The organism is Paenibacillus sp. FSL H8-0283, assembly GCF_045040675.1.
In the GTDB taxonomy this organism is placed as follows: Bacteria; Bacillota; Bacilli; order Paenibacillales; family Paenibacillaceae; genus Paenibacillus; species Paenibacillus amylolyticus.
In genome coordinates this window covers 4158905-4173062 of record NZ_CP150295.1, presented here as the reverse complement: position 1 = coordinate 4173062, position 14158 = coordinate 4158905, and the positions used below count along the sequence as shown (strand labels likewise).

The 14158-nt window shown below is 43.6% G+C and carries 14 protein-coding genes; 9 read left to right on the top strand and 5 right to left on the bottom strand.

Annotated features, from left to right (window positions below; translation table 11 throughout):
• Positions 1-84: 84 nt before the first annotated feature.
• Positions 85-867 (top strand): cupin domain-containing protein, encoded by a 783-nt coding sequence (locus MHI52_RS18540; RefSeq protein ID WP_405157442.1) that lies wholly within the window; start codon positions 85-87, stop codon positions 865-867.
• A gap of 695 nt (positions 868-1562) precedes the next feature.
• On the opposite strand, the gene MHI52_RS18535 is transcribed toward MHI52_RS18540, so the two are convergent.
• Positions 1563-2609, bottom strand: coding sequence for a Rieske 2Fe-2S domain-containing protein (locus MHI52_RS18535; protein ID WP_405157441.1), 1047 nt, complete (start codon positions 2607-2609; stop codon positions 1563-1565).
• 409 nt (positions 2610-3018) lie between these two features.
• On the opposite strand from MHI52_RS18535, the gene MHI52_RS18530 reads away from it, so the two are divergent.
• Together MHI52_RS18530 and MHI52_RS18525 are read left to right on the top strand one after the other, a co-directional pair.
• Entirely contained in the window at positions 3019-3465 is a 447-nt protein-coding gene (locus MHI52_RS18530) for a carboxymuconolactone decarboxylase family protein (protein ID WP_036613386.1), read from the top strand.
• A 32-nt stretch (positions 3466-3497) separates the two neighbouring features.
• Entirely contained in the window at positions 3498-4433 is a 936-nt protein-coding gene (locus tag MHI52_RS18525; RefSeq protein ID WP_340982234.1) for a sigma-70 family RNA polymerase sigma factor, read from the top strand.
• Between the two features lie 99 nt (positions 4434-4532).
• Here MHI52_RS18525 and MHI52_RS18520 read toward each other — a convergent pair whose 3' ends face one another.
• Entirely contained in the window at positions 4533-5486 is a 954-nt protein-coding gene (locus MHI52_RS18520; RefSeq protein ID WP_340982235.1) for a hypothetical protein, read from the bottom strand.
• Positions 5487-5726: 240 nt separating this feature from the next.
• Complete coding sequence (locus MHI52_RS18515) at positions 5727-6368, bottom strand: spore coat protein (protein WP_405159401.1); 642 nt, start codon at positions 6366-6368, stop codon at positions 5727-5729.
• Between the two features lie 359 nt (positions 6369-6727).
• Between MHI52_RS18515 and MHI52_RS18510 the strand changes: the two genes are divergently transcribed.
• Positions 6728-7264, top strand: a complete 537-nt coding sequence (locus tag MHI52_RS18510) for a hypothetical protein (RefSeq protein ID WP_076250069.1) — start codon at positions 6728-6730, stop codon at positions 7262-7264.
• A gap of 29 nt (positions 7265-7293) precedes the next feature.
• Complete coding sequence (locus MHI52_RS18505; protein WP_315372723.1) at positions 7294-8022, top strand: DUF1361 domain-containing protein; 729 nt, start codon at positions 7294-7296, stop codon at positions 8020-8022.
• A 142-nt stretch (positions 8023-8164) separates the two neighbouring features.
• On the opposite strand, the gene MHI52_RS18500 is transcribed toward MHI52_RS18505, so the two are convergent.
• Entirely contained in the window at positions 8165-9103 is a 939-nt protein-coding gene (locus tag MHI52_RS18500; RefSeq protein WP_315372724.1) for an alpha/beta hydrolase, read from the bottom strand.
• Positions 9104-9287: 184 nt separating this feature from the next.
• Between MHI52_RS18500 and MHI52_RS18495 the strand changes: the two genes are divergently transcribed.
• Both MHI52_RS18495 and MHI52_RS18490 read left to right on the top strand, forming a co-directional pair.
• Positions 9288-9881: a TetR/AcrR family transcriptional regulator gene (locus tag MHI52_RS18495; RefSeq protein ID WP_340982236.1), complete on the top strand. Its 594-nt coding sequence runs from the start codon at positions 9288-9290 to the stop codon at positions 9879-9881.
• A gap of 143 nt (positions 9882-10024) precedes the next feature.
• On the top strand, positions 10025-11047 hold the full coding sequence (locus tag MHI52_RS18490) for a serine hydrolase (RefSeq protein WP_340984811.1): 1023 nt from the start codon (positions 10025-10027) through the stop codon (positions 11045-11047).
• Positions 11048-11131: 84 nt separating this feature from the next.
• On the opposite strand, the gene MHI52_RS18485 is transcribed toward MHI52_RS18490, so the two are convergent.
• Entirely contained in the window at positions 11132-12112 is a 981-nt protein-coding gene (locus MHI52_RS18485; RefSeq protein WP_405157440.1) for a serine hydrolase domain-containing protein, read from the bottom strand.
• A gap of 253 nt (positions 12113-12365) precedes the next feature.
• Between MHI52_RS18485 and MHI52_RS18480 the strand changes: the two genes are divergently transcribed.
• On the top strand, positions 12366-12635 hold the full coding sequence (locus MHI52_RS18480) for a DUF6809 family protein (protein WP_405157439.1): 270 nt from the start codon (positions 12366-12368) through the stop codon (positions 12633-12635).
• Between the two features lie 195 nt (positions 12636-12830).
• Complete coding sequence (locus MHI52_RS18475; RefSeq protein ID WP_405157438.1) at positions 12831-14138, top strand: SPFH domain-containing protein; 1308 nt, start codon at positions 12831-12833, stop codon at positions 14136-14138.
• Positions 14139-14158: the final 20 nt, after the last annotated feature.

Genomic DNA, 14158 nt, shown 5'->3' with positions numbered 1-14158 from the left:
CTGGGCGCTGGGCATAAGCTGGCATATAGGTTATGACCTAAACCGAGAGCGAAGGGCAGGCGTTTTATTTTGGCAACCTCATACATGGATTACACTTTACCAACCACCGAATTTACTTACGATTTGAGCAATAACCCGTTATTCAAGAAGGATGAGAACAACTATATTAACGCTCTTTCCATCAAGCAGTTAAACACACTGGGCAATGTTTCTTTACTGGATATTTTCCTCAACACGGGCAATGTGGTTGAACCACATACGCATCAGAATGCAACGGAGTTGGTATACTGCATCAGCGGTGCGGCAGTTGTTTCCCTCATTAATCCATTTACCAACGAGCTTCTTCATTTCCCGATTACTCCGGGGCAGGTGGCTAACGTTCCTCAAGGCTGGTGGCACTATGAAGTGGCCACTGCAGATCACACGCACTTACTCGCAATCTTTGATGCACCGGTTCCTGAAGCGATATTTGGCTCAGACACCTTACGTCTTACACCTGCAAAACTTTTGGCTTATACGTACTGTCTGGATGAGAAAAAAGTTCAAGAAGCACTTGCTCCCATTCAAAAAACAGTGATTATTGGCCCGCCGGCAGATTGCCAGCCTTCAACTGCTCCTGCCTCTAACGGTGCTCCAAATGTGAATCATCAGCCTTACGTAATGCCTAATGTACAGCCAAACATACAACCCAATGTACAACCAAACATGCAACCCAACTCACAGCCGAACAACCAACCAAACATGCAACCTTACGTAAACCGTCTTCCGTACTGGGGCACTTGGGTTGATCCACGTATTATTCATGAGCCGGGCTGTCCGTATTATAGAGAGCTCCCTGTGAATACGAATAATCAAGAGGAAAGATGACGGTCATGAGGCGAGGTTTATCTAATACACATAAGTATTTCAGTTAAATTAGGTATAACAAAAGAAGCGTCCGCAAAGGAACGCTTCTTTTGTTGATTAAAGGTGTCTTCAAACCTGCTGAAAGCCGATGCATACCTGAACGTGTCCGGAGCATGGAGTGCTAACGAATCGTAGGCGTCTTAATCAAGGATTTAAGGCGTGCCCAAAAATCTAAAGAATCTGAGACACGTTATATCAGAATAAACAGCCGTATGAAGTGTTTTTATCGGGGATTTTGGGAAATAACGAGTCTGAGGTTCCTTACAATTTTAACTGAGGACCTAGAGGCCAAATAAGATGTCCTGAGTTCCTAAGAAAATTTTCAACCCATTCCCCAGAGACCGCAGGATAGTACTTCAAGACTTTTTAGGCGCGACATCCATCATCGATAGCTTGCCTGAGATTGAAGAAAACCTACATAAGTTCAACTAAACATTTACACGATAGCGGAGAGGGCAGAAATAACTTGAAGAAGCGGAGCGTTCGCCTAAAAGCTTTCTAAAAGAAAGCTACATCGAAAGCATACGCTATCACCGGATTTTCTCTATGAAAAAATGGAATAAAAAAATCTGGGGATAACAGCGAACGTAAAGTTATTCTGCCATCGGAGTGCCAGTGTAAATATATTCATTAGTTGAACTTATATATGATTTAATTTACGATGTGTAATTTCGTCCCAAGCCAAGCTCCGTTAATAATTGACGATAAGCAATCGAAGTACGGTCTGCGGGAATATGGGCCTCGGCATGCAGATCTAGGGGCAGATCCTCCGGTTTCTGTGACTCGACCATCTCGCGGTCTTCTTCAAATACCTGCAAGTTGAACTTGATAGTGTCTTCAATCGGAGCGTCTTTGTCAAAGTTGCGTGTAATTGGACAGAATAGACGTGTATAACGGGCAGAGATCGGCGAAGCACAATTTAGAATGTTCAGCTTGTCGTCTCCTGGGAAATGTACCGTAAGAGAAGCCGCAAAAGGTGGGAACACTCGAAACTCGCGCAGCCATTGGAAACCTTCAGGTGCAACAAGATCTTGTTCTTTGCCATAGTTACTTACCGTACTCCAATACTCGGCCAGTAACTCATTACCTTCGCGTTTCACTTTGTATTGGGGGACTTCTGTGTTGTTTCGGTCACCAAACGTCTCGGTATGCACATAGGCAAAATGGGATACATCCAGGAATCCCTCCATTTGTCGTCCAGAGGAACCAGCAATGTCAAAGTTGGGTGGCAAAATATTGATATAATCCGGATCATCCCATCCAGGGAAGGAGGGGATCTGTTCTTCTGCTCCTGCCAGTGTAGTCCATATTAAGCCATAACGTTCGACTGCCGGGTACACGATAAGTTTGAGCTTAGGCGAGATCTTGGAGCTTGGGTGCGCAGGTACTGCGGTACATTTACCTTCACAATTATAACGGAAACCGTGATAAGGGCAGACAATCTCGCCATTTTCTACCCAGCCTTTGCTCAGTGGAGCCCCGCGGTGAAAACAAAGATCCTTGGCTACCACAACTTGATCATTACTGCGGTAGAGAACCAGCTTCACATCGAGTAATTGAGCAGCCAGGGGTTTGTCTGTTACTTCGGTTGCTTGGGCTACCGGGTACCAATATTGGGATAATACATGCCAGTCTTCAGCAGTGAACGTACACCCTCTAGGTAATTCAGAAGTCATTGTATGGTTTGCGTTGGAAGTTATCATAGGAAACACTCCTTGCTGATATGGATAAACGATTCTCTTTTTTAATGTCAGAAAAGTTAACTTCATTAGCCGTATGTTACTACTCTTTTGGTCAAAATATCAATATATCCAACCTGCTTTTGGTTAAAATCACAAACACTACAGCAAAAAACGTACATGAACACGGAAAAACGTGGATTTTTCTTACGTTAGATGTTAATTGTAGAAAAGAGAACAACCTTTCAGTATGTTTTTCCATTACTGATTATTGACTCCATGGAGGTTGTCCTGCCATCAGAATCTCAGTGTGAATATCCGTTTGTTGAGCAACCATTCTTGTGGGCTTAAAAAGATTTTCGCAAAGAATGTCACAGATCTCGGCCGTCATTTGTCTACAGTATGTAAACCAAATGACGGAGGCGAATGAAAAATGAATTTAAGAACGAATTACAGAGTAGCGAATCCAGGCGCATTTAAAGCGATGATGGCAATGGAGCAATATATTTCTGGGCAATTTGAAAATAAAGTATTGTATGAGCTGTTAAAAATCCGAGTGTCCCAAATTAATGGCTGCGCCTTTTGTCTTGATATGCATGCCAAAGATCTGATGAAACTGGGAGATTATGCGGATCATATTTTATTGCTGAGTGTATGGCGTGAAGTGCCTTTCTTCACGGATCAAGAACGTGTTATGCTGGAGCTGGCTGAGGCGGTGACCCGAATCTCGGAACATGGTGTACCCCTTGCGTTGTACGATAAGGTCCGTGAACATTTCAGTGAATCCGAACTGGTGGATCTGATCCTAGCCATTAACACGATTAATAACTGGAACCGGATTGCGATCACAACTGGGATGTATCCGGGTTGCTTTAACTAAAACTACACGCACCATGCCAGAGGAGGCTTCTTATGAATTCTAATTTCCACGCCAATGAGCCAGAAGTGTCTTCTCTGGATGTTGGTGAGTTGTATATTCGTTATAAAAAATATGCATTTTCAATAGCTTACCGCATGCTGGGCAGTGTGGCAGAAGCTGAAGATATTGTGCAGGATTGTTTTGCGGGGATTCAGAGCACGTCTGCTCAGGATATTCGTAATCCCAAATCCTACATCGCCAAATTGGTTGTGAATCGAAGTTTGAATCTGCTAAATTCCGCCCGTAATCAGCGGGAAAGTTATGTTGGTGAGTGGCTGCCAGAGCCGATGGGTGACAGTGAAGAGGCGAACATGCCAGAGGAAACGATGGAGAAAAAAGAGTTGATCTCCTACGCCTATCTGGTCATGTTGGAGCGTCTATCGCCCATGGAGAGGGCTGTTTTTGTCCTTCGTGAAGCGTTCCGATATGATTATTCCGAAATAGCGGATTGGCTGGGCAAAACGGAGAGTAACTGCCGTCAAATCTTTAGCCGCGCCAGACGAAATCTGCCCGAAAGACTTCCGCCGATCGAGCAGAGTGATGCGGATATGATAGCCAAAGGTGAATTGCTGAGCCGTTTTACAACGGCATTCCTTCGTTATGACGTCTCTGCCATGCTGGAGTTACTGGCAGATCAGCCTGTATTTACAGCAGATGGCGGTGGCGTTGTGCATACGGTTATGAGAACAATGAACGTTCACAAAGGTGTGCTTGCACTCCTGACCTCACGGCGAGTCCTTACGCGCTTGCGTGAAAGGGAATGGGTACCGATGTGGATCAATGGCGAACTTCAACTCGCGTTGATGAAAGAAGGGCAGTTGTCCGAGGTACTATGTTTGGAGTTGGACGCTTCTGGAGAGCGGATTGAGGGCGTGTATCTCATCGTAAATCCGAATAAACTTACATCAATAGACACTTCAACTCTTTGATCCAAACGTAAGGACTTGATATGTAAACTTCAAAGCGGCACCCTCTGTCTCGAGGACTGCCGCTTTTTTGGCGTTCACATTTTGTTATTCAGCATCCGATTATTCACGGGCAAATTGTTGTTGAACAGGTTCAATGATTGCTCTGACTTCAGGTGTAAGCTCATTATTGTTCTGATTGAGAACCAGTAAAATCTTTTCCATAGTGTCCAGAAGAACACTCTCCGTATTGGGCTCCCGCTTAGCCAAAGCTTTCTCGTAAGCCTTTTTCACCTCAGGGTCCATGGTGCGGATTTCTTCATCCGTGTACCAATCATAAGCAGGCGTGTTGTCACTTCCGTAAAACAGATAATCCACAAATAACCCTTGCTTCACTGCTGATGTGCGATTGGAATTCGGGAAGTTGTTCAAAAAGGCTTCTTTCTCCAATGCACGCTGGATTAATTCGTTCCAAGAGATGATAATGCCACCATCTGAAGTTGTCATTTGGTTGGACTCGGTAGCCATAATATTAATGTACGCAGCAATATCAGCCTTAACAAAAGGTTTGAACTTTTGATATATCTCATAATTGATGATGGGGTAATACAAGCCTTCACTGGTTTCCAGTTTGAACCCGAGATCAGATGCTTCCTGCAGAAGTTTCTTCGCTGTCGGATCTTTAATTTCTTTGAGCAGACGACTATATGTAAGCTTCTGTTCGTAACCAAGTTGTTCATGGGCTTGAGATATGGCCTGTTGAAATTGTTCCGTATACATTTGGTAGTCCATATTAGCCAATTTCACGTTCTGCATGTTCTCCAGTTGCAACGTCATTAGTGTGGCCTGCCAAGGGTCGACTTTATCGATATGATTCATCAGGTATTTACGCGCTTTAACCAGACTTTCTGTGGACTTCACTGCTTCTGTTCGATAGGTTTGGAACTGATGATACACCGCTTTGGAAGCGGGGACAGGTGCAGCTAGTGTTGTTGAAGGTGTGAGTGTTGTGCCAATGGCAGTACAGCCGAGAGCCATAGCCAGTAAACCAAGTTTAGCAGGTTGCTTCCATCTCATTTGTATACCTCCCCATAATGAAGAAAAAGCCATTTGAATTCTCGTATAACGCATTTCACCCTATTTTATATGTATGATCCGTAAGTTGAATATGTACGGGTTTGTCTTTGATTAAACCAGTTTCTGGTAAGCGAATCAAGTGTCTTCAGTAGGAAAATGATTACAAATAATGAAAGAACAGCCCCTATAACCCGAAAGGGTTGAAGAGACTGTTCTGGGGAATCGGACTTTATTTTCTAATTAATGAAGTGGTTTATTGTTAATAGGCATCTGAGGTGCTCCGTTTGCTGGAATGTATGCCTGAAGCATCTGTTGTGTATCACTTGGAGTGAGTTGAGGTACTTGATAATAGGCGTTTTTATTCTGGAACATGAAAATTTCATAGGCCATCTCGATAAAATGCTGGATCTGTGAAGCGATGACTCGGCGAACCGTCCCATTTGTGATCTCGCTACAGGACATGCCGAGCAGACTCGCATGTGACTTGATCAGTCCCAGCATATGACCGCTAATCCCGGCATCCTTTACATCGGCCAAGCTCTGGTTTGGCTTTTTCGGTGCTGATGGCTTAAGGCCATATACCGGTGGTACCATGTTGGGGATCATATAGGTAGCTGTCTCTTGATGAGGCTTCTGTCCGGATGCAAAACACTCTGCTGTCAGATTGTACTGGGATAATATGAAATTGTACTGCCGGTCGAGAATGCCAATCAGTTCCTGGCTCTGCACAAATGTACGAAAGATCATATATTGATCCAGGACGTTAATGGTGGAGGACAGAATCTCATGTACATCGAACATCTCATGGCCGCCATGATTCATGTTAGGGGTGACATTTGGATTGGTGTTCAATGTAGGTTGTACTACATTCTGAGGGTTCATGGAATTTGGATTCATTGTAAATTTGATTCTCCTTTGGTAAATGGTATGATTCTATATAAGTTGAACGAAAGAATATTTACACTTGCCACTCCGATGACAGAACAACCTTCCGATCGCTGTTTTCCCCAGATTTTTAATTCAATTTTACAAAGGTGAAAATCCGGTGATAAGCTTATGCTTCCGAAGTAGCTTTCTTGTAGAAAGCTTTTAGCGAACGCTTCACTTCTTCAGGTTCTTTCTGTCCTCTACGTTCTCGTGCAAATGTATAGTTCAACTTCTATAGTATGCTTGGAAAGTAGTAAACTTATGTAAAGTGTTAGGAGTATATGCACAAATAGGAACAGGTATGGTGGTTAAGGATGGAAGAGACCGATTGGGGTGTAGCAAAGGATTTGTTCGTCAAACATTACGGGAGCGCTATACAGATGCATCGAGAAGGCGTGTATGCCGACTATAAGCGATGGGACGTACCCCAAGAGTTAGAGGAACAATGGATAGGGGAGCGAATTCAACAATTAAGTTCCGAGCTGTCTATCATGAATTGGGATGCGGTGGATGAACTTGCGTTGATTGCCAAACATCGAACAGAACCAAGTATAATTAAGGCTATTACAGCATTTGCTTCAAGACAATTGAAGAGTGCGGACAGTATGGTTCGTCTCGTGTATGCTGAACGTCTGATTGAGCTGATCAAACGGTATGAATCCTCTCTGCCGATGGACAAGTTACGGGAAACCTATCAACTGACGATGGATTTGCTGGTTGATGTGGCGACTAAACCGCTGGTGCTTGATCCGGGGCATGAATTACAGCAGTATGGATTAAAGGATAAGCGAGGATTGAATTTGCGAGTTGAAAAGAATAAGGAAGAAATCATCCGATATTTTCGAAACTAATTGAATTTTACCAAGTGAGGTCAGAATCATTGAGAAAACTGAATTATATTCGCATATTTATTTTCCTTAGTGTGGTCACAATAGTAACGCTTGGCTTGTACTATGTAGCCGCAGATTGGCTGGATCAGCGTTATTTCCGCTTCCTGATCTGGAATCTGTTCTTGGGCTGGATTCCTTTTGTGTTCTCTTATGCAGCCTATCTTCTAAGTGATGTGAAATGGAAAGGTGCCGCATGGCTTGCAGTTGCAAGTGGTCTGCTGTGGTTGTTATTTTTCCCGAACTCTTCTTACATTGTTACGGATCTGGTTCATCTGACAGCGAGAAGTTCCCGGTATTATGGTGGGAACGGGGTGGACTACACGTATTGGTACGACTTAAGTGTTCTATTAATGTTTGTCTGGACTGGTCTTCTGCTTGGATTCCTGTCGATGTATCAGCTTCAGGAAGTGATCTATCACCGAATTGGACGCTGGGCATCCTGGATCTTTGTACTGGTTGGCAGTGCTTTGGGAAGTTACGGGGTATTGCTTGGACGTGTATATCGACTGAATAGCTGGGATGCACTGACGAATCGCGAGACGCTAATTGAACTGATGCACGAAAGTGTAAGCCGTCCGTCTCTGGCGTTTTGCCTGTTTTTTGGCACGTTTATCACTACAATCTATGCCACATTGTATTATCTGATCAATACGAGGGCTCCCCGTGAAAAGAAGAAGAGTGCAGGAAGTCCCAACTCGGACCTGCAAGCGTTACGCTAACTCATGTTTTTCTTAAGGCCGAACTCATTAGATCTAATCTTAATGTATATTACTTAAAGGGCTGTTCCAGGTCATACACATGGCTATTGGAACAGCCCTTTAACATTGGATCGAGCGGAGGATGTTCTGAAGAAAAATACCTCTACTTATCAAAGATTAGCTCAAGGATTGTTTTCACAACCAGTTCAGGTTCATCGTGAATAATCATATGACCACTGCGGGTGGCCACAATGAGCTGACTATCCTTCGATATATTCAACATGTTCCGTTGCCCCGATTGCCATATGGATTCGAGCTTCTGCGCAATGTCAACCGGAATCCCTGCACTAACATAGTCTTGAGGACGTCCGCGTGCAATGATACGTACAGGGATTGATCCAAGACTTTGGCCACGAATGGCATCTTCTGTTGAATGGGCGTGGAGGGCTTCTTCTTCTTTGGCGTGAAAATATGAAGGGGTAGCAATCACATTAACAAAAGTATCCCGATCTTGCTTGGCAACCAGACCATCAAGCATAAAGTCTGGAAATAATCTGAAAGCTCCAGATACCTTCAGTAAAGATAACAAGGACGCAGACGGGTTTCCCTGAAACTGAGCCTGTTCCAACAAAGCCTTTGTGTTCCGTTCATCATCCTCAGGTCGCGCATCAATGAGGACAAGGCTCTGAACCTCATTTGAATAGGTCTGTGCAAAGAGTCTAGCATACATACCCCCAAGAGAATGACCTACCATAACGTAAGGGCCGCGTATGTTCTCCTTCTCCAGAGCAGCATGTAAATCTTTGACGATATTTGCACCTGTACGTTCTGTAGGTGCAGATTCACTCCAGGCATATCCTGCGCGATCATACGTGACCACCGTTGCATGCTGGGCTAGTTCCACAGGAATGTCTCTCCACGACAAACTGGTTTCACCACTTCCAGCCTCCATAAGTATGGTCGGTGAACCATTGCCTTGTTTATGAATGTGTAGTTGGTAACCGCCGACTTGAACGAGTGTACCTGGAGGTGGAAAGTCCTTTTTGGCCTGCGACGAAGCAAACCGCTCATAGAGGAATGCGGCACCTATCAGTAGTAGCATTGTGCAGAATAACCTTACTATGAAGGTGAAAACTCTGAAATTCTTTCGTGTTGAGGCTGGGGTAGTTGTATGCATGATCTTATGAATTCCTCTCCTACAGCTGTTTTTATATTTTAGTACAATGTATTAAAAAGATTATAGCACAGTGTATTACAAAAAGAGAGGTTTGTTGTATAATGTTGTCATGCCAAAAATCGTAGATCATGAAGCTCAAAGGAAAATCGTTGCTGATGCAGCCATCCGGGTCATTCAAGAGCATGGACTTGAGCATGCTACCGTTCGGAATATAGCAAAGGAAGCGGGACTATCTGTAGGTTCCATGCGTCATTATTTTGCCACACAGGCCGAATTATTCACCTTTTGCATGAATCTTTTTGCAGAACGGGTACAGAAAAGGGTGGAGGCGTTACAGATGAGTGGATCTGTACTGCAGGATATGAAGAATCTGCTCTTGCAATTTCTCCCGTTGGACGAAGATAGAATGATGGAAATGGAGGTCTGGTTTTCGTTTACAGCCAAATTATTGGTGTACCCCGAATTAAAAAAGTTAAGTGATCAGATGCATCAAGGGATGTATCGATCGGTTCAATGGGTAATACAGGAGTTGCACAAGCGGGGGATGACACATCCTGAACTGGATGCCGAGATGGAGATAGAGAAGTTATATGCTCTGGTGGATGGGCTCGCAATACATATGTTAATGCAGCCAGATAGACTTACGGTAAAACGAGTGGAACAAGTGATTGAACAGCACTTTAGCATGCTTTGTCAAACTTAATCTTACGTTGTCTGAAGAAGGGTTATTTCCTTTTATAAGGGAGTAATCCTTCTTTTTATGAAAATATGGCAGGTATGCAGGATATGACGAAGAATTAAGAATGAGAATGTAATGAATACATAGACAAGTAGGTGAACAACAAAATGTTGAATGCAGTAGAGCTGACAACAAAAGTAGAAGAAGTCATGGAACGCGTGAATTTTTCGGGTGTTGTATTACTCCAGCAAGCCGGGAAAACCCTTTTGAATATGAAACGTGGTTATGCAAATCGTAGCGAAGAGCTAGCCAATCAGGTGGACACACGCTTTGGGATTGCATCAGGATGTAAGATTTTCACGGCAGTGAGTATATGCCAACTAATTGAAGCGGGCAAGTTGTCTGCGGATTCCAAGCTTACGGATGTATTGGATGTGGAGTTTCCACTGTGGGACAAAGGGATCACCATCCAGCAGTTGTTAACACACACGTCAGGCATTCCTGATTATTTCGATGAAGAAGTGATGGATGACTTTTCAGAATTATGGAAAGACAGACCCGTCTACGCGATGCGGCGTTTAAGTGACTTTCTGCCCATGTTTCAGCATCTGCCAATGAAGTCTGCTCCGGGTGAACGTTTTCATTATAACAATGCGGGTTTTATTGTGCTGGGACTTATCGTGGAACAACATTCAGGATTGTCGTTTACAGATTATGTGGAAGAGCACATTTTCAAAAGGTGTGGCATGAAGGACTCCGGTTATTTCGTAACAGATCAGCTCCCGCGTAACACAGCTTTAGGGTATATCGATCATGAAGATGGCTCCTGGAATACCAATATGTTCTCCATTCCTATCAAAGGTGGATCAGATGGTGGAGCCTATGTTACGGCACCGGATATGATTCGGTTTTGGGATGCTTTGCTGGGTCACCAATTGTTGAATGAAGAAACGGCACAGCAGTTATTAACCCCACATGCTCATCAAGAGGATGAAGAGTATTATGGGCATGGTATCTGGATTGACCGCAAGGGAGAAGCGATTTTCAAATTTCATGTCATGGGGTTTGATCCAGGAGTGTCGTTCATGTCTTCCGTGTATCGGGACTATGATCTACAACTGGTTGTGGTCTCTAATCAAGAGTCTGGTCCTTATCCAATAACAATTGCTATCGAAGAAGCTTTGGCATGACAAATAAACCCTCAACCAATGGTCAGGTTATGGCCAAAAGGTTGGGGGTTCATTGTTGAACAGGATAGAAGGATTGTTCTCCGTTTATAACATTTTCCATAGCTCAGGGGCGATTAATCGAGGGAAAACATCCAGCGGAGGTTTCTCTTTCTTTCGTTTGTCATTGGTTAACACGGTAACGAGCTCTAGCTCAGGGACAATATATACATACTGACCACCAAATCCTCGTGCGTAATAATAATGGAGATTGGGTTGGTCGTCTTCAGCAGCAATACCTTCGGAGTCAGACCTTTCGTTCGGATAGACATCCACCCACCAATGCCAAGCATAGCTGCCGTGATTCGGTGGAGTGACTGTAATAAAAGGCTGCGTCGAACGAGATACGAGATCACTTGAAATGAGAGACTCACCCTCCCACATACCTTGCTGTAGAAACAGCTGACCGAATTTGAGCAGATCTACGGGTAACATCTTAAGACCGAATCCGCCTGTATGAACACCTTGAGGGTCACTTTCCCATTCGTAATGCTTAATTCCGAGCGGGTCAAAAAGATAACGCTCTGCGAACTCGGCTACGTTCATACCTGCATTTTGCATCAGGATGGCGGATAGGATCTGTGATACTCCTGAGTTGTACTCCATATATGTACCCGGTACATGGCTTAAGCGTTGTTCCAACGCAAAATCCACCCAATGATCGGTGCGGGTCATGCGAGGGAATGAATTCTGCCCGCCGAACTCGTCCCAGTTGAATCCGGCTGTCATCGTGAGCAGTTGTTCCAGTGTGATCGCTGGTTTGCGCGGGTCAGGATCGGATGTCAACTGTGGGAAAAAAGTAGAGATTGGGGCTGATGCCTCTGGCAACAAGCCTTTATCCATCGCTATACAGATGAGGGCGGATAGCACACTCTTGGTACATGAATTGATTTTTGCAATATCAGTCGCAGCCTCTTGGTTGCGGTAGTGTTCGTACATAATCTCACCGCGTACGCTGACGAGGCAGCTTCGCAGATCCAGCTGCGGAACGATCTGTTGTAATTTGGATGACAGTGATGAAGGATTCATAGTGTCCTTTCTGTACGGTTGATTTGTTATAGGATTTTGTAGAAATAGGTGTCCATTATCTTAGCATACTCCCGAGGTAGGGCTCAACAAGCGCTACATTATTATGTCAAAGCAAGCATGTAAAATGCGATATCCTATGAAAGCTATAAGAATCACATGCGAATATCGCATAAATTCCCAGCATTGTCTGTCAATCTTATATAATTGTCATGAGAAGAGTACCAGACATGTATAAGAGAAAGGGGTCTGTGATGTGGGAAATATAATAGAAGAATTATATTACGGTAACCTGAGACCAGAGGAGAATATTGTTCCTAAAGATTCGGAGTATCGTTCTATTAATAAGGAGATTACAGCTTATATCGAAAAATTTCAGAGCAAGCTTTCGGAGGATGACTTTAAACAGTTGGAGAAACTATTAGATATGACGGATCAAGTTCACTCTATGCATTCAAAAGAGGCTTTTGCGAGTGGTTTCAAAATTGGGACGTTGATTATGATCGAGAGTGGTTTCACAAGCTAATATAGGAAAAATATCATATGAAAAATGAACTATGTTAGTGCGTATTAAGGTTAGAAATGGTAAAATATCAATGCCTAAACATGGAACAAGTAGATGAAAGATAATTAAATATAGGAAATAATGTAGAATCAGTGTTTTAGCAAAAAAACTTTTTAGTAAATTATAGTAATCTAATACTGAATTGAGGAATTAAACATGGCGATTATTGACGTAATTAAGTATGATGGCTCACCTGATGTGTTTGCTTGGAAACATCCCGAGACTGAACTGGGAACATGGACTCAGTTAATTGTTAATCAATCTCAACAAGCAATTCTTTTCAAGGATGGAAGAGCGCTTGATATGTTTGGACCCGGAAGGCATACGTTGAGTACTGCGAATATCCCAATCTTGAACCGACTCGTTAACCTTCCGTTCGGAGGGAAGTCACCTTTTGCAGCAGAAGTATGGTATGTCAATCAAGTAAGTGCATTGGACGTTAAATGGGGAACGGCGAATCCGATTCAGATCCAGGATCCCAAGTATAATATTATTGTTCCCGTAAGAACATTCGGACAAATGGGAATTAAAATTTCGGATTCACGAAAATTTTTGGTCAAGCTTGTGGGAACACTGCCTGAGTTTAACCAAGCTAATATGATTAATTACTTCCGTGGGTTGATTATCATGAATATTAACTCCATGTTGTCATCATATCTAATACATAGAAAAGTAAGTGTTTTGGAGATCAATGCATATATCGCCGAGATATCACGACATTTTGCAGATACGGTAGCTTCTACTTTTGAAGATTTTGGTATTGAGTTAATCAACCTGTATATTCACAATGTCAATCTGCCCGAAGAAGACCCTTCAGTCATTCGATTAAGAGAAGCGTTGGCACGCAAAGCTGAGATGGATATCATTGGGTACACATACCAGCAAGAACGTTCGTTTGATACGCTTGAAGGTGCAGCGAAAAATGAAGGAAGCATGCAGTCAGACATCATGGGCGCAGGGCTTGGTATGGGCATGGGGGTTGGTCTGGGGGGTTCTTTCAGTGGCGAGATGTCCCAGATGTCTAAAGTGATGTCTACGAAGGAAACGCCTGCAGTAAGTATATGTAAGCAGTGTCATCATCCGAACCAAGAGAACAGCGCATTTTGCAGCAAATGTGGCAATTCATTAGCCGAAAAATCGGTAGCAACAACAGATTGCAACAATTGTGGACATGCCTTGCCAAAGGGAACCAAATTCTGTCCTAACTGTGGTGACAAATACCATGCATGTCCTTCATGTGGGGCGGATAATGCGGAGAACGCATTGGAATGTATCCAATGTCATCAACCGATGCCTAGCCCATGCCCGAAGTGTAACCATATGAATTCCGGTCATACAAAATTCTGTGGCAACTGTGGCACAAGTTTAAGCTTGAAATGTAGTCGGTGCCAACATGAAGTAAAACCCGGCCAGAAGTTCTGTCTCGATTGCGGAAACAATCTGCAAGAAGGAGGACAGGCATAGTGGTGGTAAAACGGAGCAAT